This is a genomic window from Streptomyces sp. NPDC048659, from assembly GCF_040650575.1.
Taxonomy (GTDB): domain Bacteria; phylum Actinomycetota; class Actinomycetes; order Streptomycetales; family Streptomycetaceae; genus Streptomyces.
The window spans coordinates 1-21,209 of record NZ_JBEZHM010000010.1 but is presented as its reverse complement, the minus strand read 5'-3'; the positions used below and the strand labels follow the sequence as shown (position 1 = coordinate 21,209).

Annotated in this window: 24 protein-coding genes; 15 read left to right on the top strand and 9 right to left on the bottom strand. The window is 75.3% G+C overall.

Features of this window, described 5'->3' with window-relative positions:
* Nucleotides 1-8 precede the first annotated feature (8 nt).
* Entirely contained in the window at nt 9-983 is a 975-nt protein-coding gene (locus AB0C99_RS10575) for a class I SAM-dependent methyltransferase (RefSeq protein WP_362472406.1), read from the top strand.
* A 78-nt stretch (nt 984-1,061) separates the two neighbouring features.
* On the opposite strand, the gene AB0C99_RS10570 is transcribed toward AB0C99_RS10575, so the two are convergent.
* Nucleotides 1,062-2,072 (bottom strand): hypothetical protein, encoded by a 1,011-nt coding sequence (locus AB0C99_RS10570; RefSeq protein ID WP_362472403.1) that lies wholly within the window; start codon nt 2,070-2,072, stop codon nt 1,062-1,064.
* Nucleotides 2,073-2,327: 255 nt separating this feature from the next.
* Here AB0C99_RS10570 and AB0C99_RS10565 point away from each other — a divergent pair, with 255 nt between their 5' ends.
* Both AB0C99_RS10565 and AB0C99_RS10560 read left to right on the top strand, forming a co-directional pair.
* Complete coding sequence (locus tag AB0C99_RS10565; protein WP_362472401.1) at nt 2,328-3,467, top strand: helix-turn-helix domain-containing protein; 1,140 nt, start codon at nt 2,328-2,330, stop codon at nt 3,465-3,467.
* A gap of 42 nt (nt 3,468-3,509) precedes the next feature.
* On the top strand, nt 3,510-3,674 hold the full coding sequence (locus AB0C99_RS10560; RefSeq protein ID WP_362472398.1) for a hypothetical protein: 165 nt from the start codon (nt 3,510-3,512) through the stop codon (nt 3,672-3,674).
* 167 nt (nt 3,675-3,841) lie between these two features.
* On the opposite strand, the gene AB0C99_RS10555 is transcribed toward AB0C99_RS10560, so the two are convergent.
* Nucleotides 3,842-4,477, bottom strand: coding sequence for a helix-turn-helix domain-containing protein (locus AB0C99_RS10555; protein WP_362472395.1), 636 nt, complete (start codon nt 4,475-4,477; stop codon nt 3,842-3,844).
* 56 nt (nt 4,478-4,533) lie between these two features.
* Here AB0C99_RS10555 and AB0C99_RS10550 point away from each other — a divergent pair, with 56 nt between their 5' ends.
* The 4 genes from AB0C99_RS10550 to AB0C99_RS10535 all read left to right on the top strand — a co-directional run bounded on the left by AB0C99_RS10550 (nt 4,534) and on the right by AB0C99_RS10535 (nt 9,213).
* On the top strand, nt 4,534-5,844 hold the full coding sequence (locus AB0C99_RS10550) for an MFS transporter (RefSeq protein WP_362472393.1): 1,311 nt from the start codon (nt 4,534-4,536) through the stop codon (nt 5,842-5,844).
* Between the two features lie 122 nt (nt 5,845-5,966).
* The gene (locus tag AB0C99_RS10545) at nt 5,967-7,031 is read left to right on the top strand and encodes a sulfotransferase (RefSeq protein ID WP_362472391.1); all 1,065 of its coding nucleotides are present in this window, start codon (nt 5,967-5,969) and stop codon (nt 7,029-7,031) included.
* Between the two features lie 28 nt (nt 7,032-7,059).
* Nucleotides 7,060-8,076, top strand: coding sequence for a quinone oxidoreductase (locus AB0C99_RS10540; protein WP_362472388.1), 1,017 nt, complete (start codon nt 7,060-7,062; stop codon nt 8,074-8,076).
* Nucleotides 8,077-8,139: 63 nt separating this feature from the next.
* The gene (locus AB0C99_RS10535; RefSeq protein ID WP_362472385.1) at nt 8,140-9,213 is read left to right on the top strand and encodes an NAD-dependent epimerase/dehydratase family protein; all 1,074 of its coding nucleotides are present in this window, start codon (nt 8,140-8,142) and stop codon (nt 9,211-9,213) included.
* Between the two features lie 231 nt (nt 9,214-9,444).
* Here the strand turns inward: AB0C99_RS10535 and AB0C99_RS10530 are convergent, their stop codons facing one another.
* Both AB0C99_RS10530 and AB0C99_RS10525 read right to left on the bottom strand, forming a co-directional pair.
* Nucleotides 9,445-10,554: a HAMP domain-containing sensor histidine kinase gene (locus tag AB0C99_RS10530; RefSeq protein ID WP_362472383.1), complete on the bottom strand. Its 1,110-nt coding sequence runs from the start codon at nt 10,552-10,554 to the stop codon at nt 9,445-9,447.
* On the bottom strand, nt 10,551-11,357 hold the full coding sequence (locus AB0C99_RS10525; protein WP_362472381.1) for a response regulator transcription factor: 807 nt from the start codon (nt 11,355-11,357) through the stop codon (nt 10,551-10,553). Before AB0C99_RS10525 ends, AB0C99_RS10530 begins: the two co-directional genes overlap by 4 nt.
* Nucleotides 11,358-11,474: 117 nt before the next feature.
* Between AB0C99_RS10525 and AB0C99_RS10520 the strand changes: the two genes are divergently transcribed.
* Genes AB0C99_RS10520 through AB0C99_RS10510 form a run of 3 tightly spaced genes read left to right on the top strand, consistent with a single transcriptional unit; the run spans nt 11,475 to nt 13,458 of the window.
* Nucleotides 11,475-12,182: a glycosyltransferase family 2 protein gene (locus AB0C99_RS10520; protein WP_362472378.1), complete on the top strand. Its 708-nt coding sequence runs from the start codon at nt 11,475-11,477 to the stop codon at nt 12,180-12,182.
* On the top strand, nt 12,179-12,811 hold the full coding sequence (locus AB0C99_RS10515) for a DUF2064 domain-containing protein (RefSeq protein WP_362472375.1): 633 nt from the start codon (nt 12,179-12,181) through the stop codon (nt 12,809-12,811). The genes AB0C99_RS10520 and AB0C99_RS10515 overlap by 4 nt, the downstream gene beginning before the upstream one ends.
* On the top strand, nt 12,808-13,458 hold the full coding sequence (locus tag AB0C99_RS10510) for a methyltransferase domain-containing protein (RefSeq protein WP_362472372.1): 651 nt from the start codon (nt 12,808-12,810) through the stop codon (nt 13,456-13,458). The genes AB0C99_RS10515 and AB0C99_RS10510 overlap by 4 nt, the downstream gene beginning before the upstream one ends.
* Nucleotides 13,459-13,686: 228 nt before the next feature.
* Here AB0C99_RS10510 and AB0C99_RS10505 read toward each other — a convergent pair whose 3' ends face one another.
* Genes AB0C99_RS10505 through AB0C99_RS10495 form a run of 3 tightly spaced genes read right to left on the bottom strand, consistent with a single transcriptional unit; the run spans nt 13,687 to nt 15,482 of the window.
* Nucleotides 13,687-13,884 (bottom strand): hypothetical protein, encoded by a 198-nt coding sequence (locus AB0C99_RS10505; protein ID WP_362472369.1) that lies wholly within the window; start codon nt 13,882-13,884, stop codon nt 13,687-13,689.
* A gap of 18 nt (nt 13,885-13,902) precedes the next feature.
* Nucleotides 13,903-14,316 carry a hypothetical protein gene (locus AB0C99_RS10500; RefSeq protein WP_362472366.1) on the bottom strand — a complete coding sequence of 138 codons (414 nt, stop codon included), beginning with the start codon at nt 14,314-14,316 and terminating at the stop codon, nt 13,903-13,905.
* The gene (locus tag AB0C99_RS10495; protein ID WP_362472363.1) at nt 14,313-15,482 is read right to left on the bottom strand and encodes a molybdopterin-dependent oxidoreductase; all 1,170 of its coding nucleotides are present in this window, start codon (nt 15,480-15,482) and stop codon (nt 14,313-14,315) included. Before AB0C99_RS10495 ends, AB0C99_RS10500 begins: the two co-directional genes overlap by 4 nt.
* Nucleotides 15,483-15,595: 113 nt before the next feature.
* On the opposite strand from AB0C99_RS10495, the gene AB0C99_RS10490 reads away from it, so the two are divergent.
* A complete protein-coding gene (locus AB0C99_RS10490; protein WP_362472360.1) occupies nt 15,596-16,951 on the top strand; it encodes a glycosyltransferase 87 family protein in 1,356 nt (451 codons plus the stop codon).
* A 5-nt stretch (nt 16,952-16,956) separates the two neighbouring features.
* Here AB0C99_RS10490 and AB0C99_RS10485 read toward each other — a convergent pair whose 3' ends face one another.
* On the bottom strand, nt 16,957-17,460 hold the full coding sequence (locus AB0C99_RS10485) for a carboxymuconolactone decarboxylase family protein (protein WP_362472357.1): 504 nt from the start codon (nt 17,458-17,460) through the stop codon (nt 16,957-16,959).
* 106 nt (nt 17,461-17,566) lie between these two features.
* On the opposite strand from AB0C99_RS10485, the gene AB0C99_RS10480 reads away from it, so the two are divergent.
* Entirely contained in the window at nt 17,567-18,490 is a 924-nt protein-coding gene (locus tag AB0C99_RS10480; RefSeq protein WP_362472354.1) for a pirin family protein, read from the top strand.
* A gap of 59 nt (nt 18,491-18,549) precedes the next feature.
* Entirely contained in the window at nt 18,550-18,903 is a 354-nt protein-coding gene (locus tag AB0C99_RS10475) for a GNAT family N-acetyltransferase (protein ID WP_362472351.1), read from the top strand.
* Between the two features lie 23 nt (nt 18,904-18,926).
* On the opposite strand, the gene AB0C99_RS10470 is transcribed toward AB0C99_RS10475, so the two are convergent.
* The gene (locus AB0C99_RS10470) at nt 18,927-19,514 is read right to left on the bottom strand and encodes a sulfite oxidase-like oxidoreductase (protein ID WP_362472348.1); all 588 of its coding nucleotides are present in this window, start codon (nt 19,512-19,514) and stop codon (nt 18,927-18,929) included.
* 257 nt (nt 19,515-19,771) lie between these two features.
* Between AB0C99_RS10470 and AB0C99_RS10465 the strand changes: the two genes are divergently transcribed.
* On the top strand, nt 19,772-20,557 hold the full coding sequence (locus tag AB0C99_RS10465; protein WP_362472346.1) for a class I SAM-dependent methyltransferase: 786 nt from the start codon (nt 19,772-19,774) through the stop codon (nt 20,555-20,557).
* A 103-nt stretch (nt 20,558-20,660) separates the two neighbouring features.
* Entirely contained in the window at nt 20,661-21,050 is a 390-nt protein-coding gene (locus AB0C99_RS10460) for a helix-turn-helix transcriptional regulator (RefSeq protein ID WP_362472343.1), read from the top strand.
* Nucleotides 21,051-21,209 lie beyond the last annotated feature (159 nt).

Sequence of the window (21,209 nt, the reverse complement as noted above, 5' to 3'; positions counted from 1 at the left end):
TGTCACGCATGAGCCCCTCGGAGACCGCCGCCGATCTCGCCGCCACGGCCACGCTGCTGGAGATGGCCGACCGGCTGGGCATCGTCCCGCTGCTGGAGCGCGGCGAGCCGGTCGGCGCGGCGGAGCTGGCGATGGCCGCCGACGTGCCCGAGGAGGGCATGGACGGCTTCCTGGCCACGCTGGTCGCGGCGGCGCTGCTGGTGCCGACGGGGGTGAAGGAGTTCCGGATCGCGGACGACTTCGCTGACCGGATCCACGACGCCGGGTACCTCACCTGGTCGCTGCGGGCCAACCAGCCGTACGTGCAGAACCCGGCGGAGTTCCTGCGCGACCCGGCCGGCGCCGCCGCCCGGCACCAGCGCAACGGGCGTGAGGTCGCGGTCAGTTCGCGGTGGATCGGCAGCCAGGGCTTCTACCCGGCCGCCACCGAGGCGATCCTGGCCGCGCGGCCGAAGCGGATCGTGGACCTCGGCGCGGGCGCCGCGGGCCTGCTGATCGACCTGCTGGGCCGGCTGCCGGAGAGCACCGGCGTGGCCCTGGACATGAGCGCGGGCGCCTGCGCGGAGGCGGCCCGCGCGGCCGGCGACGCGGGGGTCGGCGAGCGACTGACGGTGGTGGAGCGGCCGATCCAGTCGATCGCGGACGACCCGGGTCCGGTGGAGGGCGCCGACGTCATCCACGCCGGTTTCGTCTTCCACGACATCGTCCTGGACGGCGACGTCTTCGACCGCGTGCTGCGCCGCTGCCGGGAGGCGCTGCGGCCGGGCGGCATCATGGCGATCACCGACGCGGTCCCGTACGCGTCGGCGGAGCGGGAGCGCCGCTTCAGCGCCCTCTTCACCTACCTGCACGCCGGCTTCATGAACGTGACCCTCCCCCCGGAGGAGGACTGGCTGTCCCGCTTCCGCCAGGCCGGCTTCGAAAAGGCCGAGTGCATCCCGCACCGCTTCCCGGGCGGCCGCCTCTTCATCGCGGCCAAGTGACCCAACCCTCCGCCCCACCCACCGGACGCCCCCGGTCCCCGGCCTCACCGGCCGGGACCCGGGGGCGTCCGGGCGCGGTCACCGCCGTCCGTACCGTTGCGGCGCCCGGCGCGCAGGCGTCGCCCGAGGTCGGCTCTCCGGTTCGGGGCCGGTCAGCTGGGCCAGCAGGGCGTGGTAGGCGTCGGGGTTCCGGGTGTAGTCGGCCTGGGCCGCGAGGGTGGCCTGGTCGGACTCCTGGCCGCGGAGGAGGTCGACCGAGGTCTGGGCGAAGCGCTCGGGGAGGCCATTCCGCTCGGCGTCGGCCAGCAGCCAGCGCAGGTCGTTGAGCGCGCCCTCGGCGTTCAGGCGCGCCGACGGGCCCGCCCGCAGCATCGTCCGCAGGCCGGCGGCGGGGGCCGCGTAGTGCAGGAGCGCGTGCGTCCGGTCGGCGAGCGCCCGGGCGAGGGCCGCCGTCTCGCGCGCCTGCGGGCCCGCCTCCCGCAGGGCCCACAGGGCCGTGACGAGGCGGGGGTCCGGGGTACCGCCGGAAGCCCGCGACGGGAGCGCGCGGTGCTCCGCCTCCCGTACCGCCGCCAGGGCCCGTTCGTAGTCCTCGGCCGCCCAGGCGGCCGCCTCGGACAGCCGGGTCGCGCGGCGGACGAGCCCCGCCCGCACCCCCATGACACGCGGCAGGGCGCGGAGGTTCCCGCCGATCAGCCCCACGCCGATGAGCGGCACCCCCAGCAGCAGGAGGACGCCCGAGGCCCCGAGGTCCGGCTCGGCGGTGAGGTCCTCCAGGTTCCCCCGGTCCGGGCCCTCGGTGATCATGAAGCCGGACTCCCAGCCGTAGCCGCGATGATCGAAGTACTGGGGCGCCTTGAGACTGTCGGCCCGCCCGGCGTCGCAGTGGTAGGGCGCCTCTCGCACCTTCTTCTGGTACGGGTCGACCCACCGCACCCTGCACGTCCCGTCGGGCTTCTCGTCGACCACCGACAGATCGATCTGGCGCGCCTCGGGCAGCTCCGATCTGACGCTGTCGAGCCCCACCGAGCACGCGAAGAGCACGACACCCAGTGTCAGCACCCAACGGAAAAACGGCACATGCCTCATCCTGCTCCCCCTCCCCCTGCGGCTCCATCCTCCCCGGGCGAGGGCGGCACCACGAGAGGGGGCCCCGGCAGCGCGCCGGCCGACGCGCTGCCGGGGTCCGGCAAGGGGTCGCCAAGGACTCCGGGCCTGGAGCGGGTGAGACCGGAGCGGACAGCACGGCGACACGGCAGCCGGAGGCGAATCGGCGCGAAGCTCACGCCGTCATGGCCCGAAACGGGCTGTCCGGCTTTCGCGCCCGCTCCCCACCATGGGCACGTGGGCAACGTGAATCCTCAGGCAGCGGCCGAACCGCGCCCGGACCAAGAGAGCGGTGGCGGAAAGAACGGGCTCTTCGTCACCCTGTCGAGTGAGGCCGTCCAGGCCCCGGACCGTTTCGCGTGGTACTCGGATCAGATCCGGCAGTACATCTTCCCCATCACGCTCTCGACCCCGTACACGGCGGACTTCCGTTCCGAGGTGTCGGCCCTCCAACTCGGTGTGGTGCAGGTGGCACACTTCAGGTTTCCTCCGTTGGAAGCCGCCCGGACGGCACGGCACATCCGGCGTCTCGATCCCGAGACCTACCAGCTCGGGTGGATACGCCGCGGTGCCATGGCGGCCACCCAACTCCGCAACGACGCCTTCGTCGGCCGGGGCGACATGGTCCTCTTCGACACGTCCCACCCGCTGGAAGCCGGCGTGCGTGACCCGGACGGCATGACCGAGGTGGCTCTGCTCCGCATCCCGAGGAACGCTCTCTCCCTGCCGTCCGCGCAGGCCGACCGTCTCCTCGCGCGACGACTCGTCCCTGAGGGGGCGAGCGGTGCCTTGCTGTGCCGGCACCTGCGCACCCTGCTCGCCCACGCGTCCGAGATCGGGCCGGCGGAAGCCCACCGCCTGGGCACCATCACCGCCGACCTGGTCACCTCCTTCGCCGCCGACCGGCTCGACAGAGCGGAGCTCGTGCCGTCGGAGACCCGCGCCACGGTGCTCCGTGCCCAGATCAACGCCTTCATCACGCACCACCTCGGCGATCCGGGGCTCCGACCGGCGGCCATCGCCGCTCACCACCACATCTCCCTCCGGTCCCTCCACGCCCTGTTCCGGCAGGAACCGGCCACGGTCTCGGCGACGATCCGGCGCCGGCGCCTGGAACGCTGCCGGGCCGACCTTGCCGACACCCGAATGCGCGGCCGGCCGATCGCCGCCGTCGCCGCCCGCTGGGGACTTCTCGTACCGGCCGAGTTCAGCAGGGCGTTCAGGGCCGCGTACGGGATGAGCCCGGGCGAGTACCGCGCGGAAGCGACCCGTCTCCAACAGGCCGCACGGGACGACAAGTCACCCTGCGCACACCCACAAACCGATCCAGCGGGCCGACCCCACGATGAAGGCTCGCCGGTCCAGGCTGGGTTCTGAGCTGAAGCGAGATCGTTCATACGGTGACCGGGGGGAGAAACCGTGTACTTCGACGACTGGGAGAAGCGTCAGGCATACGAGCGGGGACGCAGTGACGAACGCGACCGGATCCGGCGTTCGGTCGACGGCGACGACGGCGGCGGGTGCTTCGGCCTGATCATCATCGGCGTCATCATCTACGTGATCGTCAAGGCGTGCTCCGGCTGACTTCGGGGTGGGACGGCTCTCGCGTCCCGCCCGCCACCCCCGCACACCGCGGGCCACGGACCGGATCGGCCGGCGTCAGCGGCTCGATCCGGTCCCGCGTCGCATCAGTGATCAGTCATCGGACGGACACACCCGGTCGGTCGACGAACCGATCGTAGAGACACGCGCTAGCCGTCCGCGGGGTCCTTGGGTGCCCAGAACATCAGCAGGAACTCGACCGGCACATCGGCCTTCTCCTCGTCGTCGGGGCGGTTGAACTCCTCCATCAGCTCCGTCAGGCGTGAGCGGAACTCCACGGCCCGCTCCGGTGTCAGGCGCCGGTCGAGCGCGACGACCATCGGCCCCAGCGGGTCCGCGCCCGCGCTCCCCTCGTCGGCGGCGGCCTCGGGCTCCGGCTGGAACCGGCCGCTGATGATGTCCCGGACGAGCCGGTCGCGGAAGTCGTTCAGGGTCGCCGCGAAGGCGTCCGCCAGATCCCCCGCGTTGCCCGGCGCGGCCAGCAGGTCCCGGCTCAGCCGCAGCGCGAACTGCGCGACCTGGTACTGGCTCTCCTGGATCCCCGAGACCATCCGGGTCTGCGCCACCTTGATCAGGCCCGCCGCCTCCAGCACCTTGATGTGCCGGTAGAGCCGGGTGGGCGGCTGGTCGAGCAGCCGGGCGATGTCCTTCACCCGGTGCCCGGCGCGCACGTCGCTCATCATCGTGCGCAGGATCGCCAGCCTGAGCGGGTCGGACAGGGCCTTGAGCGTCTCCACGTCGTCCACCTCGCGGACGACCGTCACCGCTTCGGCATCGTCGGCCATGTGCCCCACTCCGTTTCCTCGTAGCGAATCATTCATGTCCATGCTACCGTTCACGCATGAGTGAACGCTTACATCAGGGTGATAGCGCGACTCTCCCCACGCCGACACCCCTGCGCCGAAACCGGCGCTTCCAAATTCTGTGGATCGGAGCGGCCGCGGCCAACCTCGGCCTCGAAACCGTCGAGGTCGCCTATCCGCTCCTGATCATGTCGCTGACCGGATCCCCGGCCCTGGCCGGCCTGTTCGGCTTCGCCCAGATCGGCACCGCCCTCCTCGTCGGACTTCCGGCCGGCGTGTTCGTCGACCGCTGGGACCGGCGCCGCGTCCTCCTCGTCTCCGAGGCCGTCCGCGCCCTCACCCTCGCGTTCATCGTGCTCGGTCTGGCGGCCGGCTGGGCGGACTTCGGCCTGCTGATGGTGGCCGCGGTCGCCCTCGGCGCCGGTACGGCCTTCGGGGCGCCCGCCCGGATGCTGCTGATCCGCGCCGTGGTGCCGGACCATCAGCTCACGGCGGCGCTCAGCCAGGACGAGGCCCGCAGCGGGGCCGCGGCACTGGCCGGACCGCCCCTCGGCGGCGCCCTCTACCTCGTCTCCCGCGCCTTTCCCTTCCTCGCCGCCATCGCCGGCTTCGTCATCTCCTTCCTCTGCGCCCTGGCCGTCAAGGTACCGGCGAGCCCACGGCCCGACGAGAGCGACGGGAGTGAGGGGAGTGAGGCAAGTGACCGGGGTGACCAGGCCGAGAAGAGCGGCAAGAGTGCCCTCGCCCCGCTCACCACGGCCTTCTCCGGGCTGGTCGAGCTCCTCGGCGACCGGCTGCTGCGCTCCGCCCTGCTCCTCGTCTGCGTCTTCTACTTCAGCGTCACCGCCGCCATCCTCATGGTGATGGTGACCCTGCGTCAGCAGGACCACTCCGCCGGGACGATCGGCCTGGCGCTCTCCGGCACCGCCGTCGGCATGCTCCTCGGCTCGGTGCTGGTGCCCCGGCTCAACCGGCTGCTCAGCCCCGGCGGGCTGCTGCTCGCCGCCTCCACGCTCACCACCCTCGCGGTCGCCCTGCTGGCGTTCCCGCTCGGCCCGGTCTGGGTCTTCGCCATGCTGACGCTGGCGGCGCTCGGACTGCCCGCCCTGAAGATCCTCGTCGACATCATGATCTTCCGGCAGACCCCGGACCACCGGCGGGGCCGTGCCATCGCCGCCACCATCACCCTCATCGGCGCGGGCTCCCCGCTCGGCTCCCTGGTCGGCGGCGTGACCCTGCAGTTCCTCGGCGTCACCGGCGCGATCGCCGTGATCGCCGGTGTCCAGGCGCTGATCACCGCCGCAGGGCTGGCCAACCGGAACGTCCGGTCCGCCCGCTGGCCCGCCTGACCGGCCCCCGCCTCACGCCCCTCCTCGCATCCTCGCATCCTCCTGACGCCTCTCGGCACACCTCGCCTCACGCGTCTCCTCACACCCTCCTCACTCCCCTCCTCACGAAGGCGAGTTCCGCCATGCTCAAGCAGCCCATCTTCATCGTCGGCCACCCCCGCTCCGGCACCAGCCTGGTCCGCAGCCTCGTCGAACGCAGCGAGCACGTCTGGAGCATCGGCCGCGAGGGCAAGCCGATCTGGGAGCGCGGGGAGCTGCACCCCAGCCGCCGCGGCTGGGAGTCCAACGCCCTCGACGCATCCGACGCGACCCCCGAGGTGGCGGCGCGCCTGGAAGCGGACCTGCTGGCCGCCGCGCGCCGGCCCGGCGCCGAGTGGTCCGTCGACGACAAGCTCGACTACCTCGACTTCATCAGCGCCCAGGGGCCCCAGCCGTACTACTACGACGTGCCGCTCAAGGCCCTCCAGGAGCGCTTCCCCGGCGAGCTGCCGGTCGGCCCGCCCACCACCCGGGACGGCGGCGAGCTCGACGAGATCACCCCGTTCTGCTTCCCGCCGCGCGGCCCGCGCCCCACCGGGGCCGAACTCGCCGACGGCATCCGGCTGGTGGAGAAGAGCATCCAGTCCTGCTTCCGGATCCCCTTCCTCCAGGCCCTGTACCCCGACGCCAAGTACGTCTTCGTCGTCCGCGACCCGCGCACCAGCATCGGCTCCCTCATGGACGCCTGGCTCAACCCGCGGATGTTCTTCTCCTACCCGGTGCCCGAACCGCTCGACATCAAGGGCTACTCGGACGTCTTCCCCTGGGGCAAGGAGTGGTGGAACCTGAGCCTGCCGCCCGGCTGGCGGGACTGGACCGGGCTGCCGCTCGCCGAGGTCTGCGCCCGCAACTGGCTGGCCCACAACCGGGCCGTGCTCGACGCGGCCGAAGCCCTCGCCCCGACCGGCAACTCCGTGCTGCTGCGCTACGAGGACGTCAAGTCCGACCCGGTCGCCGCGATGGAGGCCGTCGCCGACGCCGTGGACCTGCCGTTCGCCGAGTCCTGGGGCCGCCGCGACCTGCCCGTCGTGATGACCCAGACCAGGCCCGACCCGGACAAGTGGCTGCGGCACGAGCGGGAGATCCGCCAGGTCCTGCCGATCGTCGGCGACCTGGCCGAGGAGGCCGGCTATGACACGGCCGCCTGAGCCGCCCGCCCGGCGTACGATCCCCGCCATGAGAGCGATACGGGTGAGCGGGCCCGGCGGCCCCGAGGTGCTGCGGCTCGTCGACGTGGACCGCCCGGCGCCCGGACCGGGCCAGGCGCTGGTCCGGCTCGCCGCCGCCGGGGTCAACTACGTCGACGTCTACCTCCGGTCCGGGGTCTACCCGCGCGAACTCCCCTACGTGCCGGGCCAGGAGGGCGCCGGCACGGTCGTCGCCCTCGGGCCCGGGGTCACCGAGGTCGCCGTCGGGGACGTGGTCGCCTGGGCCAACCTCCCCGGCGCGTACGCCGAGTTCGCCGCCCTGCCCGCCGACCGGCTGGTGCCGGTGCCCGCCGGGCTGGCCCCCGAGACGGCCGCGGCGGCCCTCCTCCAGGGCATGACCGCCCACTACCTCAGCCACGACACCCACCCGGTACGGCCCGGCGACACCGTCGTCGTGCACGCCGCCGCCGGCGGGGTCGGCACGCTCCTCACCCAGCTCGTCCGGCTGCGCGGCGGCACGGTCGTCGGCACCGCCTCCACCCCGGCGAAGGCGGCGGCGGCGCGGGCCGCCGGGGCGGCCGAGGTGGTCGACTACACGCCGGGCGCGCTCACCGAGGCGGTGCGCCGGCACAGCGGCGGGGCGGGCGCCGCCGCGGTCTACGACGGGATCGGCGGCCCGACCTTCGACGAGAGCCTCGCCGCGCTGCGCCCGAGGGGCGTCCTCGCGGTCTACGGCCAGTCCGGCGGCCCGGTCCCCCCGTTCGACCTCCAGCGCCTGAACACAGCCGGCTCCGCGTTCGTCACCCGCCCCAACCTGGAGCACCACATCGCGGGCCGCGAGGAACTGCTGCGCCGCGGCGGCGCCGTGCTCCGCCTGGTCCGGGACGGCGACCTGCGGGTCCGCGTCGGCCGCACGTACCCGCTCGCCGAGGCGGCGGCGGCCCACGCGGCCCTGGAATCCCGCACCACGATCGCGAAGACCCTGCTCGTGTGCGCCCCGGGCCCGGAGAGCCCCGAGAGCCCGGCCGGTCCTCCGCCCGTATGACGGAAGTCTTACGGCCCGGCGCGCACCGCCGCGCCGGGCCCGGCGGGTCCGTAGCGTGCGCCCATGCGCGTACTCGTCACCGGAGGAGCCGGGTTCATCGGCTCGCACATCGTCGGGGCCCTGCGGCGGGCGGGCCACGAGCCCGTCGTGCTCGACGCCCTGCTGCCCAGCGCCCACCCCGTCGCCCCCGAGCCGCCCGACGCGGAGTTCCTGCACGCGGACGTGCGGGACGCGGCGAGCGTCCGCGCGGCCCTGCGCGGCGCTGACGCGGTCTGCCACCAGGCCGCGATGGTCGGCCTCGGCAAGGACTTCGCCGACGCCCCCGGCTACGTGGGCTGCAACGACCTCGGCACCGCCGTGCTGCTCGCGGCCATGGTGGAGACCGGGGTGCGGCGGCTCGTCCTCGCCGGTTCGATGGTGGTGTACGGGGAGGGCCGGTACGGCTGCCCCCGGCACGGTCGCGTCCGGCCGGGCCCCCGCCGCCCCGAGGACCTGACGGCGGGCCGCTTCGAGCCGCGCTGCCCCGACTGCGGCGCCCCGCTCGCCCCGGGCCTGGTGGCGGAGGACGCGCCCACGGACCCCCGCAACGTGTACGCGACGACCAAACTGGCGCAGGAGCACCTGGCCGCCGCCTGGGCCCGGACGACGGGCGGGACGGCGGTGTCGCTGCGCTACCACAACGTGTACGGGCCGGGGATGCCCCGGGACACCCCGTACGCCGGAGTGGCCTCCCTGTTCCGCTCCGCGCTCGCCCGAGGCGAGGCGCCCCGGGTCTTCGAGGACGGCGGGCAGCGCCGGGACTTCGTCCACGTGCGGGACGTGGCGGCGGCCAACGCGGTCGTGCTGGAGGCCCTGCGCGGGGACGGCGGCGTGCCGCCCGGCGCGCTCACCGCGTACAACACCGGCACCGGCGAGCCCCGTACGGTCGGCGAGATGGCGGCGGCCCTCGCGGCGGCGAGCGGTGGCCCGGAGCCGGTGGTCACCGGGGAGTTCCGGCTCGGCGACGTCCGGCACATCACGGCGGACTCCACCCGGCTGCGGCAGGCCCTGGGGTGGCGGCCCCGGGTCGGCTTCGCGGAGGGGATGACGGAGTTCGCGCGGGCCGGGCAGCGGGCTTCGGCGGGGGTCGGCGGGTAGCCGCGAGGCGCCGGGCGGGCGGCTGGGCGGCGATGTGGGCGGTGCTGTGGGCTGGGCGCCGGCCGGGGGACAGCCGACGGCGGGCGGCGGGCGGCGGGCGGCGGCCCACGGCGGCCCGTCGGCGCGGGGCTGTCCGGCCGCGTCGGCGCGCCGCCTCCCGGCCCGGCGCCTGCCCGCCCGCCGCCTCCCGGCTCGCCCCCGTTCGACCCGCCCCGTTCAACCCGCCCCCGTTCAACCCGCCGTCGGCAGCGTGACCTCGAAGCGGCAGCCGCCCGGTACGTTCCGTACCTCCGCGCGCCCCGCGTGGGCCTCCACGATGCCGCGTACGATCGCCAGCCCGAGGCCCGCCCCGGAGGGCGGCGTGCGGGCCGGGGTGCCGCGCCAGCCGGTGTCGAAGACCCGGGGCAGGTCCTCGTCCGGGATCCCGCCGCAGCCGTCGGTGACGGAGACGACGACGGCACCGCCCCGGCGTTCGGCCGCCACGGCCACCGTCCCGTCGGCGGGGGTGTGCCGGATGGCGTTGACCAGGAGGTTGGCCAGCACCCGGGTCATCTCCTTGCCGTCCACCTCGACGGGCACCGACTCGACCCGGCCGCCCAGCAGGCGCACCTGGTGCTCCCTGGCGAGCGGGTCGGCGCCGCTCAGCGCGTCCCCGACCAGGTCGTACACCGACATCCGGCTCGGGCTGAGGGACAGCGCCCCGGCGTGGATCCTGGAGAGTTCGAAGAGGTCGGTGACCATCGTGGTGAGCCGTTCGACCTCGGTCCGGATCTGGCGGTGGTAGCGGGCGGGGTCGGCGGCCATCCCGTCCTCCAGCGCCTCGGCCATGGCCCGCAGCCCGGCGAGCGGGGTGCGCAGGTCGTGCGAGATCCAGGCGACCAGATCGCGCCGCGACGCCTCCAGGGAGCGCTCGCGGCGCCGGGACGCCTCCAGTTTCGCGCTGGTGGCGGCCAGCTCCCGGGTCAGCGCGGCCAGTTCGGCGGTGGCGGGGCCGCGCGGCGCGGCGAAGCTGCCGCCGTCGCCGAAGTCGCGGGCCGCGTGGGTCAGGGCGCGGCTGCGGGCGACCACCCAGCGCCCGAGGAGCAGCGCGGTGCCCAGGGAGACCGGCGCGGCCATGGCGGCGACGACCGTCACCACCCACAGGTCGTGCCCGGACAGGAACATGGCCTGGGCGACGGCGAGCGTGCCGGCCAGCATCGCGGTGACGGTGACGGCCGCGACGACGGTCAGCGAGACGGCGACGGACCGGTGGCGCACCAGCCGGATCACGACCGCGCCGACCGCGCCCGCGCAGGCGGCTCCGGCGAGCGCGAAGGCGGCGATGAGGAGGACGTCCTTCACAGGGCACCGGCCTCGGCCCCGGTCCGGTCCTCGACCTCGTCCTCGACCTCGACCTCGGCTTCGGCCCCGCTCCCGGCCGGTTCGAAGCGGTAGCCGACGCCCCACACGGTCTGGATGAGGCGCGGTGCCGCCGGATCGTCCTCGATCTTGGCGCGCAGCCGCCGGACGTGGACGGTGACGGTGGACAGGTCGCCGAACTCCCAGCCCCAGACGCGGCGCATCAGCTCCTCCCGGGTGTGGGCCGTGCCAGGATGCGCCAGGAGGTACGCGAGGAGGTCGAACTCCCTGAGCGTGAGCGGGAGTTCACGGCCTTCCCGGGTCGCCCTGCGGGTGGCCGGCTCCACGGTCAGGTTCCCGGCCCGCAGCCGCTCCGGAAGGGCGGGCCCCGTCCCTGCGGCCCCTGCGGCCCCGGCGGTCGCACCGCGCCGGAGCACGGACGCCACCCGCAGCACCAGCTCGCGGGGGCTGAACGGCTTGGTCACGTAGTCGTCCGCGCCGACTTCGAGGCCCGTGATCCGGTCCTCCTCGTCGCCGCGCGCGGTGAGCATGATGACCGGTACGGGGCCGCTCTCCCGCAGCCTCCGGCAGACGTCGAGGCCGTCGAGCCCCGGCAGCATCAGGTCGAGGACGACAAGGTCCGGGCGGATCTCGGCGGCCCGGCGCAGCGCCCCGGGGCCGTCGGCCGCGAACGCGACGGCGAAGCCCGCCCGGTCGAGGTAGCCGCCGACCACCTCGGCCACGGTCGGGTCGTCGTCGACCACGAGGATCCGGGCGGCCGGGCGGGGTGCGCTGTGCTCGTTCATGCGGGACAGCGTGGCACCCGGGCGGGCGTCCGGTCACCGCCGGCCGGGCGGTGTGCGGGGCGATGTCCGCGTTTCGTAAGGTCCCAAGCGGCCTTCCGGGGGGTCGGGGTTCCTACGGTGGGACCCGTGAAACCCGTGACCGTAGATGTCGTCCTTCCCTGTCTCGACGAGGCCGGGGCGCTGCCCTGGGTCCTCGCCCGCATCCCCTCCGGCTGGCGGCCGGTCGTCGTCGACAACGGCTCGACCGACGGCTCCGCCGCCCTCGCCGCCGAGCTCGGCGCGACCGTGGTGCACGAGCCGCGGCGCGGCTTCGGGGCCGCCTGCCACGCGGGGCTGCTCGCCGCGGAGGCCGAGTTCGTCTGCTTCTGCGACTGCGACGCCTCGCTCGACCCCGGGCTGCTGCCCGGTCTGCTGGCCCCGGTCGCCGAGGGCGCCGCGGACCTGGTGCTCGGGCGGCGCCGCCCGGTGGGGCGCGGGAGCTGGCCGCCGCACGCGCGGGCGGGCAACCTGGCGCTGTCGCTGCTGCTGCGCCGCCGCACCGGGCTGCGGCTGCGCGACTTGGGGCCGATGCGGGTCGCGCGGCGCGAGGCGCTGCTCGGGCTGGGGCTCTCGGACCGGCGCAGCGGCTATCCGCTGCAGATGGTGGTGCGGGCGGCCGACGCGGGGTGGCGGGTGCGCGAGACGGATGTCCCGTATCTGCCGCGGACCGGCCGTTCGAAGGTCACCGGCACCTGGAAGGGGACCTGGCAGGCGGTACGGGACATGAGCCGGGTCCTCGACGAGCCCGCGCCGGCCGGCCTGGTGGCCGGGGGTGCCCGCCCGTGACGGACCTCCTCGTCATCGCGAAGCAGCCGCTGCCGGGCCGGGTGAAGACCCGGCTCACGCCCCCGTTCACCCCCCGGGAGGCGGCGGAGCTGGCCGAGGCGGCGCTCGCCGACACCCTCGCCGCCGCGCTCCTCGTCCCGGCCGCCCGGCACGTCCTGGTGCTCGACGGGCGGCCGGGGCCCTGGCTGCCGCCGGGCTTCGAGATCGTGCCGCAGGCGGCGGGCGGGCTGGACGCGCGGCTCGCCGCCGCGTTCGCGGGGTGCCCCGGGCCCGCGCTGCTCATCGGCATGGACACCCCGCAGGTGACGCCGGGTCTGCTCGCGCCCGCGCTGTGCTGGGAGGCGCACGACGCCTGGTTCGGTCCGGCGGCCGACGGGGGCTTCTGGGCCCTCGGGCTCGCGGCGCCGGATCCCGCCCTGCTGCTCGGCGTGCCGATGTCGCGCCCCGACACGGGCGCCCTCCAGCGGCGCCGGCTGGGCGCGGCCGGGCTGCGGGTCGGGACCCTGCCGGTGCTGCGCGACGTGGACACGGCCGAGGACGCCGCGTTCGTGGCGGCCGAGGCGCCGGGGACGCGGTTCGCGGCGCGGCACGGCGCGTTGACCGCGCGGGTGGCGGGGGCGGTCGGGTGACGGCGACGACGACGTGGCGCGCCGGTCCGTACGGCGCCGCCCTGCGCTCCGGGCGGGGCCCGCTCTTCCTGCGCCGGGACGACGGCCGGCTGCTGCCGCTGGAGGTGGAACGCTGGTGCCGGGCGCCCGATCTGGCGGACCGGTCGGTGCTGGCGCGCTGTCGCGGCACGGTCCTGGACGTCGGCTGCGGCCCGGGCCGGCTGGTCGCCGCGCTCGCCGCCGAGGGGCGCCCGGCGCTGGGCATCGACCTGAGCCCGGAGGCGGTCGCGCGGGCCGGGCGGCTGGGCGGTCCGGCGCTGTGCCGGTCCGTGTTCGAGCCGCTGCCCGGGGAGGGCCGCTGGGACACGGCGCTGCTGATCGACGGCAACATCGGCATCGGCGGCGATCCGGCGGCGCTGCTGCGCCGGCTGCGGCAGGTCGTGTCGCGCTCCGGCCGCCTGGTCGCCGAGTGCGCGCCCGCCGACGTCGACGAACGCTGCGAGGTCCGCGTCGCCGACGGCCGGGGCGGCCTGGGCGCCCCGTTCCCCTGGGCCCGGGTCGGCCCCCGCCCGCTGGCCCGGCACGCGGCGGCGACGGGCTGGCGGGTCACGGACCACTGGTCGGTGTCGGACCGCCGCTTCACGACGCTGACGCCGGGGGCAGACTGAGCCGGGGCCGGGCCGGGCCAGGGGAACGGGCTGAGCCCGAGGAGTGGGCTGAGCCCGAGGAGTGGGCTGAGCCCCGGGGGGCCGGGCCGCGCCAAGGGCCGGACCGAGCCCGAGGACCGGACCGACCCGAGGGCCGGACCGACCCAAAGGCCGGACCGAGCCGAAGCGCGGCCCAAGCCGCAGGCCGGGCCGAGGCTCACCCCGCCCCAGCCCTCCGCCCCCTCCCCCTCACCCCCCGCCCCTCCGCCGCGCCGGGATCAGCACGTGCCGGCCCGTGAACGACTCCTCGCAGGAGGTGCCGCCCGTGCCGTCGACCACCGCGGTGCGGCTGTGCGCCTCCCACTGGAGGCCCAGGCCGCAGACGTGGCAGTGCCCGGCGAAGCGTCGGTACGGGGGCGGCACTTCGTGCGGTTTCGGTCTGCGCATGACGGCAGCGTAGAGCGGTCACTCCTCCCGCGCGTCCCGCCGGGCGCGGAGCCGTCGGGTCAGGGCGACGGCCGCGGTGGTCGCGGCCACGACCGCGAGCAGCAGGAGCAGGTTGCGGGCGTAGGGCAGCGGGAGGACGGAGGGGTTCGGGGGCGGGCCGGGGCGCAGCAGCGGGGGCAGGGCGATCAGGACGAGGGTGCCCGCCACGATCGACGCGCCGCGCAGCAGGCCGCGGTCGCGCCGGGCGGCGAGCAGCAGGCCGGCGGCGAGGACCAGCGGGGCGATGACCCCGTCGTGCAGGAGGAGCGCCCCGGCCAGCCAGACGAGGACGCCCAGCGGGTCGGGTCCGGTCGTCAGCAGCCACAGGCCGAGGCCGATCGAGGCGACGCCCAGGGCCCCGGCCCCGTACCGTACGGCTTCGCGGGGGTTCACAGGACCTCCAGTCGGTGGACCCACTTGGTCTGGAGGACGCCGGGCCGGTTCGGGGCGATGATCCGGGCGGGGAAGCCGTGGTCGAGGGAGAGGGCGCTCCCGTTGAGGGTCAGGGCGAGCAGGGTCAGCGGGTCGTCGGCGTACTGCGGGCCCATCTCCATCACCCGGTAGGAGCCGCTCACTTCGAGCGAGGTGACGCGGAGTGCGGCGGTCCCGGGCCGTCCCCCGGCCCGTTCGACCAGGTCGCGCACCCGGAGCCCGGCCCAGTGCGCCTGGACGCTCCAGCCCTCGACGCAGGCGATGGGGAGCGCGGCCGCGGTCTGCGGCATCGCGCGCAGCTCGTCGAGGGTGAGGGTGTACGGGCGGGGGCCCGCGACCTCCAGCCGCCAGGCGCCGAGGCCGGCCGCGGAGACCCCGGCCGCCGCCGCCGTCCGGTTGACGGGGAGTCCTTGCGGGCCGTGGTCGGGGTGGCGCGGGGCGAGCAGGTCGAGGGTCTTGAGCGGGGTGAGGGACTGTCCGACGGTGGTCAGGGTGACCGCCCCGGCCGCGGCGGCGGTGCCGAGGAGCAGCGAGCGGCGGTCGACGGCGTCGGCGGCGGGGAGCGACCGCGTCCCCGGGGAGCGGCGTCCCCAATGGGCGGCGATCTCGGGGGCCTTGACGGCGATGTGCAGGAGGATCGCGCCGGCCGCCACCCAGGCGACCGCGAAGTGCGCGGGCACGAAGGCGAAGGGCCAGGGGTACCACTGGGCGATGTTGAGCAGTCCGGTCAGCACCTCGAAGACGGCCGAGGCCACGAGGACGGCGACGGAGAGGCGTTCCAGCGCGTGCCGTACGGAGCGGACGGGCGGCCAGACGAAGAGGCGGGGGTAGACGGTCCACAGTTTGACCAGGAGGAGCACGATCGCCGCGATCCCGGTGGAGACGTGCACTCCCTGGGTGAGCCGGTAGCCCCAGACCGGGCGGGCGGGCAGCCGGCCGGCGAGCCAGTCCGGCGGGTGCTGGAGGTAGTGGCTGACGAGCCCGGTGAGGAAGCAGACGGCGAACGCGGCGCCGAGCCAGCGGCCGACGGCGGTGGCGGTGCGGGCGTCGTGGAGGCGGCCGGTGAAGGAGGGCGGCCGGAACTCCGGCCGGACGGGCGGGCGCGGCCCGGACGTGCGGGGGGTCATGCCGTCCATGACACCGCTCCGGGCGGGCCGGTGGGCGGTCCGACACCTTACGAAACCCGAACGCCCCGCCGGGTCGGCGGGCCCGCCCGCCCGGCCGCTGGCACGCTGCGTCCATGTCCCGCCCTCTGCTCACGGCCGTTCTTCCGCTGGCGGCGCTGGTCGCCGTCCTCGCCGCGCTGGTGCGCGGGAGCTCGGGCGGCACCGCCTTCCTCGCCGGGTACGCGGCCGCCTGGGCGCTGTTCGCCTGTGCCGTCGTGGCGCTGCGCCGGGTGCCGGGCCGGGCGGTGGTGCCGCTGGTGCTGGCGGGGGCGGTCGCGGTGACGGCGACGGGGCTGCTGGCGGGGCCGCGTACGTCGACGGATTCCTTCCGGTACGCGTGGGACGGGCGGGTGCAGGCCGCCGGGATCTCGCCGTACGACCATGTGCCCGCGGATCCGGCGCTCGTGCCGCTGCGGGACACCTGGCTGTTCCCGGATCCCGCCTCCTGTGCGGCCGGGCGGGAGCTGTCGCCGCTGCCGGGCGGCGGCTGCACCCGGATCAACCGGCCCTCGGTGCCGACGATCTATCCGCCGGTCGCCGAGGGCTGGTTCCTGCTGGTGGAGGCGGTCGGGCCGGCGGACGCGCGGCACAAGCCGCTGCAGGCCGGGGCCGCGGCGCTCGCGCTCGCGGTGACCGGGGTGCTGGCCGGTTTCCTGCGCCGTCGGGGCGAGGTCTGGCGGGCGGCGCTGTGGGGCTGGTGTCCGGCGGTGCCGGTGGAGGCGGTGGACAACGCCCATGTGGACGTGCTGGCCGTGCTGTTCGCGGTCGTCGGCCTGCTGGTGGTGGCCCGGCGGCGGGTCGCCGGCGGGGTGCTGCTCGGGCTGGCGGTCGCGGCGAAGCTGCTGCCCGTCCTGCTCCTGCCGGGCGCGCTGGCCGGGCTGCGGCGGCCCCGGGGGGTGCTCGCGGTGCTGGTGCCGGCGGCGGTGACGGTGGCGCTGTCGTACGTCCCGTACCTCCTGGTGTCGGAGGGTTCCGTCCTCGGCTATCTCGGCGGGTACGCGCGGGAGGAGGGGTACGACTCGGCCGACGCGGGCGGCCGTTACGCGCTGCTGCGGCTGGTGCTGCCGGACGCGTGGGCGGCGCCCGCGGCCCTGCTGGGGATCGCGGCGGTCGCGGCGGCGGTGTGGTGGCGCGGGGATCCGGAGCGGCCCTGGAGCGGGGCGCTGGTGACGACGGGCGCGGCCTTCCTGCTGCTGACCCCGGGCTACTCGTGGTACGCGCTGCTCCTGGTGGCGTTGGTGGCCCTGGACGGCCGGTGGGAGTGGCTGGGCGTGGCGGCGGCCGGGGCGGTGGCGTATCTCGCGGGTCCGGCGACGGGCCCCTGGGGGACGGCCGCCGCCTACGGGGCGGCGGCCGTGGCCGTGGGGGTGGGCGCGGGTGCCCGGGGGCGGCGGGCCGTGGCGGCCGGGGGCGTGTGCGCGGCCCCCTGAGCGGGTCAGCGGGCGGGGGTGTCGCGTACCGGGTGCTTGCTGAGGATGGAGACGCGGTTGAAGGCGTTGATGGCGACGGCCACCCACAGCACGGCCGAGAGCTCGTCGTCGGTGAACACGGTGCGCGCCTCGGCGTAGGCGCGTTCCTGGGCGAGGGCGTCGGAGGGGTGGGTGGTGGCCTCGGCGAGGGCCAGGGCCGCGCGCTCGCGGCCGGTGAAGAGCTCGGTGTCGCGCCAGGCGGCGAGCACGCCGAGGCGCCGGCTGGTCTCGCCCGCGCGCAGGGCGGCCCTGGTGTGCACGTCGAGGCAGGAGGCGCAGCCGTTGAGCTGGGACACCCGCAGGTTGACCAGTTCGACGAGGATCCGGTCGAGCCCGGCGTCGGCGGCGGTGGCGCGGACGGCCTCGGCGGTGCCGAGCAGCGCCTTGTAGGCGGCGGGGCTCTGCTTGTCGAGGTAGATCCGGCCGTTCGTCCGGGGGGCCGCCGTCGTGGTCTGGGGGGTCTCGGTCACCCTGTGCTCCTTCGCCCGTGGTGGTGGGTTGCCTTCGGCTCTATGATCACCCATAATTGTTGAAAACGAAACTACATCTGGGAAACCGGGAAAGAGGACCGAGAAGATGGCGCAGACCGAGGTGCAGGTCCTCACCGCCCGGGACGTCCCGCTCGGCGGCCCCCGCGCGATGACCGTACGCCGCACTCTTCCCCAGCGCGCCCGCACCCTCATCGGCGCCTGGTGCTTCGCCGACCACTACGGCCCCGACCGCGTCGCCGAGTCGGGCGGCATGGACGTGGCCCCGCACCCGCACACCGGCCTGGCGACCGTCAGCTGGCTCTTCGCCGGGGAGATCGAGCACCGCGACAGCCTCGGCACCCACGCCTTCGTACGGCCCGGCGAGATCAACCTCATGACGGGCGGTCACGGGATCGCCCACACCGAGGTCTCCACCCCGGACACCACCGAACTGCACGGCGTCCAGCTCTGGGTGGCCCTGCCCGAGGCGCACCGCCACGCCCCGCGCGCCTTCCAGCACCACGCGCCCCGGCCCGTCCGCGTCGACGGCGCCGAACTCCGCGTCTTCCTCGGCACCCTGGCCGGCGACACCTCCCCCGTCGGCACCTTCACCCCGCTCCTCGGCGCCGAGGTCCTCCTCGACGCGGGGGCCTCCGTCACGCTGGAGGTGGACCCGGAGTTCGAGCACGGGCTGCTCGTCGACGAGGGGGACGTCCGCTTCGAGGGCGCCGCCCTCAAGCCCGCCGAGCTCGGCTACGCCGCCCCCGGCCGCACCGCCCTCACCCTCGTCAACGACTCCGCCCGGACCGCCCGGACCGTGCTGCTCGGCGGGACGCCGTTCGAGGAGGAGATCGTCATGTGGTGGAACTTCATCGGCCGCGACCACCAGGACGTCGTCGAGGCCCGCGAGGAGTGGGAGCGCGCCTCCGACCGCTTCGGCGAGGTCCCCGGCTACCCCGGCGACCGGCTCCCCGCCCCGGCGCTCCCGAACGCCGTGATCACCCCGCGCCGCAACCCGCCCCGCGCCTGACCGGGCGCACCCCTCCGTCACGTCCGTCCGTCACCGCCCTCCACCGACAAGGAATCGCCATGACCGAGCAGACCACCCCCGCGACAGCCGCCCCCGTCGTGCGCCGCGTCGACGAGCGGCACCGCTACGAGATCCTCGTCGACGGCGAGCGCGCGGGCCTCACCGCCTACCGCGACCGCGAGGACCGCCGGGTGTTCTTCCACACCGAGACCGACGAGGCGTACGCGGGCCGGGGGCTCGCCTCGATCCTCGTCGAGCGGGCGCTGACCGACGTGCGCGCCTCCGGGATGCGGATCGTCCCGGTCTGCCCGTACGTCGCCAAGTTCCTCAAGAAGCACCAGGAGTTCGCCGACATCACCGACCCGGTGACGCCCGAGGTCCTCGCCTGGCTGGACGCCCGGCTCGGCCGCTGAGGCCGTCCGCCGAGACCGTCCGCTCAGCCCGGCTCGTCCTCCTGGTACGCGTAGCGCTGCTCCGCCCACGGGTCGGCGGTGTTGTGGTAGCCGCGCTCCTCCCAGAAGCCGCGCCGGTCCCGGGTCATGTACTCGATCCCGCGCAGCCACTTCGGCCCCTTGTAGCCGTACAGGTGCGGCACGACCAGCCGCAGCGGGAAGCCGTGTTCGACGGTGAGGGGCTCGCCGCCGTGGTGGGTGGCCAGCAGCGTCCGCTCGGCGGCGAAGTCGGCGAGGCGCAGGTTGGCGCTGTAGCCGTACTCGGCCCAGGCCATCACATGGGTGACCGCCGGGGCGGGCGGGGCGAGCTCCAGGAGCACCGCCGCCGGGACGCCGAAGAACTCGTGGCCGAAGGTCGAGGTGCCCGAGGCGCAGTGCAGGTCGGCCGTGATCGTGGCCGTCGGCAGGGCGGTCACCTCGTCGAAGGTCCAGGAGTGCTTCCCGCCGCTCGCCGTGGCGCCGAAGACCTGGAGGTTCCAGCGCTCCGGGCGGAAGCGGGGCACCGGCCCGTAGTGGGACAGGGGCCATCCCCTGGCCTCGCGCTGCCCCGGGGGAAGGGCGTCACCTCGCACCGCACACCTCGCACCTGTGGCCCTCGTGGATGATCCACTGTACCCATCGCCCTCCCCTCCGGCCGGACAGCGGTCGGCATTTCGTCCGAACTCGCATCTGTGAGTCTCACAGGTGATTCGCCAGGCATCTGCGAAGCGTCTTCCGTATCTCCCCTCGTGGATGCACGATGCTTCCGTGGGGCGCCGTCCCGCACCCGCGACCCGGCGCCTCCGGCGGTCGCGCGGCCCCGTTTCCGCTCCCAAGGCGAGGTAGGACCATGCAGGTACGCACCGAGGACGGCGGCGCCGGCGGTGTCGGCCGCGCCGCCCACGGCCCCGTCGGCCCGGACCGCTCCTCCCGCCGCCGCCCCGACGACCGGATCGCGCAGGCCATCGCGGAGGCGCTCGGCGGGGCCCGGAGCGTCGTCAACGTGGGCGCCGGGGCCGGTTCGTACGAGACGGCGGCCGGGCGCATCACACCCGTCGAGCCCTCGGAGTCGATGCGCGCCCGGCGCCCGGTCCGGCTCGCGCGGGCGGTGGACGCGGTCGCCGAGGACCTGCCGTTCCCGGACGACACCTTCGACGGGGCGATGACCCTCTTCAGCGTCCACCAGTGGAGCGACGTCACCGCCGGGCTGCGCGAGCTGCGCCGGGTGACCCGGGGCCCGGTCGTGGTCCTGACCTGCGACCCGCTGCTCGTCCGCGACTTCTGGCTGTACGCGTACGCCCCCGAGGTCCTGGACGCCGAGGCCCGCCGCCACCCGCCGCTCGCGACCATGGCCGCCGCCCTCGGCGGCACGGTGGAGACCCGGCGCGTGCCGATCCCGCTCGACTGCACCGACGGCTTCAACGAGGCGTACTTCGGGCGCCCCGAGATGCTGCTCGACCCGGCGGCCCGCCAGGCGTGTTCGGCCTGGAGCTTCATCGACGACGACGCCCGGGAGCGCTTCGACCGGAAGCTCACCGACGACCTGCGCTCCGGGGCGTGGGACGCGCGCCACGGGCACCTGCGCACCCGGCCCACGTACGAGGGTTCCCTGGTCATCGTCCGTGCGACGCCCTGACGGCCGCGGGGCTCGTCGCTTCCTCCAAGCGCGCTCGCATCCGCCATGGAGGCTCGTACGGCTTTCTTGCAGATGCGAGGCCGAGCGCCCTACGGTATCGAACATGCAGTCCTACACCATCGGGCAGGCCGCGCGTCTGCTGGGCGTCAGCCCGGACACCGCGCGGCGCTGGGCCGACGCGGGCCGGGTCGCGACGCACCGCGACGAGAGCGGCCGGCGCGTGATCGACGGGAAGTCGCTGGCCGCGTTCTCCGCCGAGCTCGCCCAGGGCGACGGCGAGGACGTCTCGTACACGTCGGCGCGCAACGCGTTCCCGGGGATCGTCACCGCGATCAAGCTCGGTGACATCGCGGCCCAGGTGACCATCCAGGCCGGGCCGCACCGCCTGGTGTCCCTCCTCACCCGGGAGGCCGTCGAGGAGCTGGGACTGGAGGTCGGCATGCGGGCCACCGCCCGCGTGAAGTCGACCAGCGTGCACATCGACCGCACCTGACAGCTCGTCACCGCCGTTCCCACCGTTCGCCCCGTTCGCCCCGTTCACGCCGTCGCACGTCGTCCCCAAGGAGTCGTACCGTCATGTCCTTCGCCCTCTCCCCGGCCAGACGCCGCACCGCCGCCGCCGCGCTCACCGCCGCCCTGCTCGTCCCCCTCG

Coding starts and splice junctions, on each gene's coding strand:
- AB0C99_RS10575 (WP_362472406.1), top strand. CDS start 9: ATGAGCCCCTCGGAGACCGCCGCCGATCTCGCCGCCACGGCCACGCTG.
- AB0C99_RS10570 (WP_362472403.1), bottom strand. CDS start 2,072: ATGAGGCATGTGCCGTTTTTCCGTTGGGTGCTGACACTGGGTGTCGTG.
- AB0C99_RS10555 (WP_362472395.1), bottom strand. CDS start 4,477: ATGGCCGACGATGCCGAAGCGGTGACGGTCGTCCGCGAGGTGGACGAC.
- AB0C99_RS10550 (WP_362472393.1), top strand. CDS start 4,534: ATGAGTGAACGCTTACATCAGGGTGATAGCGCGACTCTCCCCACGCCG.
- AB0C99_RS10545 (WP_362472391.1), top strand. CDS start 5,967: ATGCTCAAGCAGCCCATCTTCATCGTCGGCCACCCCCGCTCCGGCACC.
- AB0C99_RS10540 (WP_362472388.1), top strand. CDS start 7,060: ATGAGAGCGATACGGGTGAGCGGGCCCGGCGGCCCCGAGGTGCTGCGG.
- AB0C99_RS10535 (WP_362472385.1), top strand. CDS start 8,140: ATGCGCGTACTCGTCACCGGAGGAGCCGGGTTCATCGGCTCGCACATC.
- AB0C99_RS10525 (WP_362472381.1), bottom strand. CDS start 11,357: ATGAACGAGCACAGCGCACCCCGCCCGGCCGCCCGGATCCTCGTGGTC.
- AB0C99_RS10505 (WP_362472369.1), bottom strand. CDS start 13,884: ATGCGCAGACCGAAACCGCACGAAGTGCCGCCCCCGTACCGACGCTTC.
- AB0C99_RS10495 (WP_362472363.1), bottom strand. CDS start 15,482: ATGACCCCCCGCACGTCCGGGCCGCGCCCGCCCGTCCGGCCGGAGTTC.
- AB0C99_RS10490 (WP_362472360.1), top strand. CDS start 15,596: ATGTCCCGCCCTCTGCTCACGGCCGTTCTTCCGCTGGCGGCGCTGGTC.
- AB0C99_RS10480 (WP_362472354.1), top strand. CDS start 17,567: ATGGCGCAGACCGAGGTGCAGGTCCTCACCGCCCGGGACGTCCCGCTC.
- AB0C99_RS10475 (WP_362472351.1), top strand. CDS start 18,550: ATGACCGAGCAGACCACCCCCGCGACAGCCGCCCCCGTCGTGCGCCGC.
- AB0C99_RS10465 (WP_362472346.1), top strand. CDS start 19,772: ATGCAGGTACGCACCGAGGACGGCGGCGCCGGCGGTGTCGGCCGCGCC.
- AB0C99_RS10460 (WP_362472343.1), top strand. CDS start 20,661: ATGCAGTCCTACACCATCGGGCAGGCCGCGCGTCTGCTGGGCGTCAGC.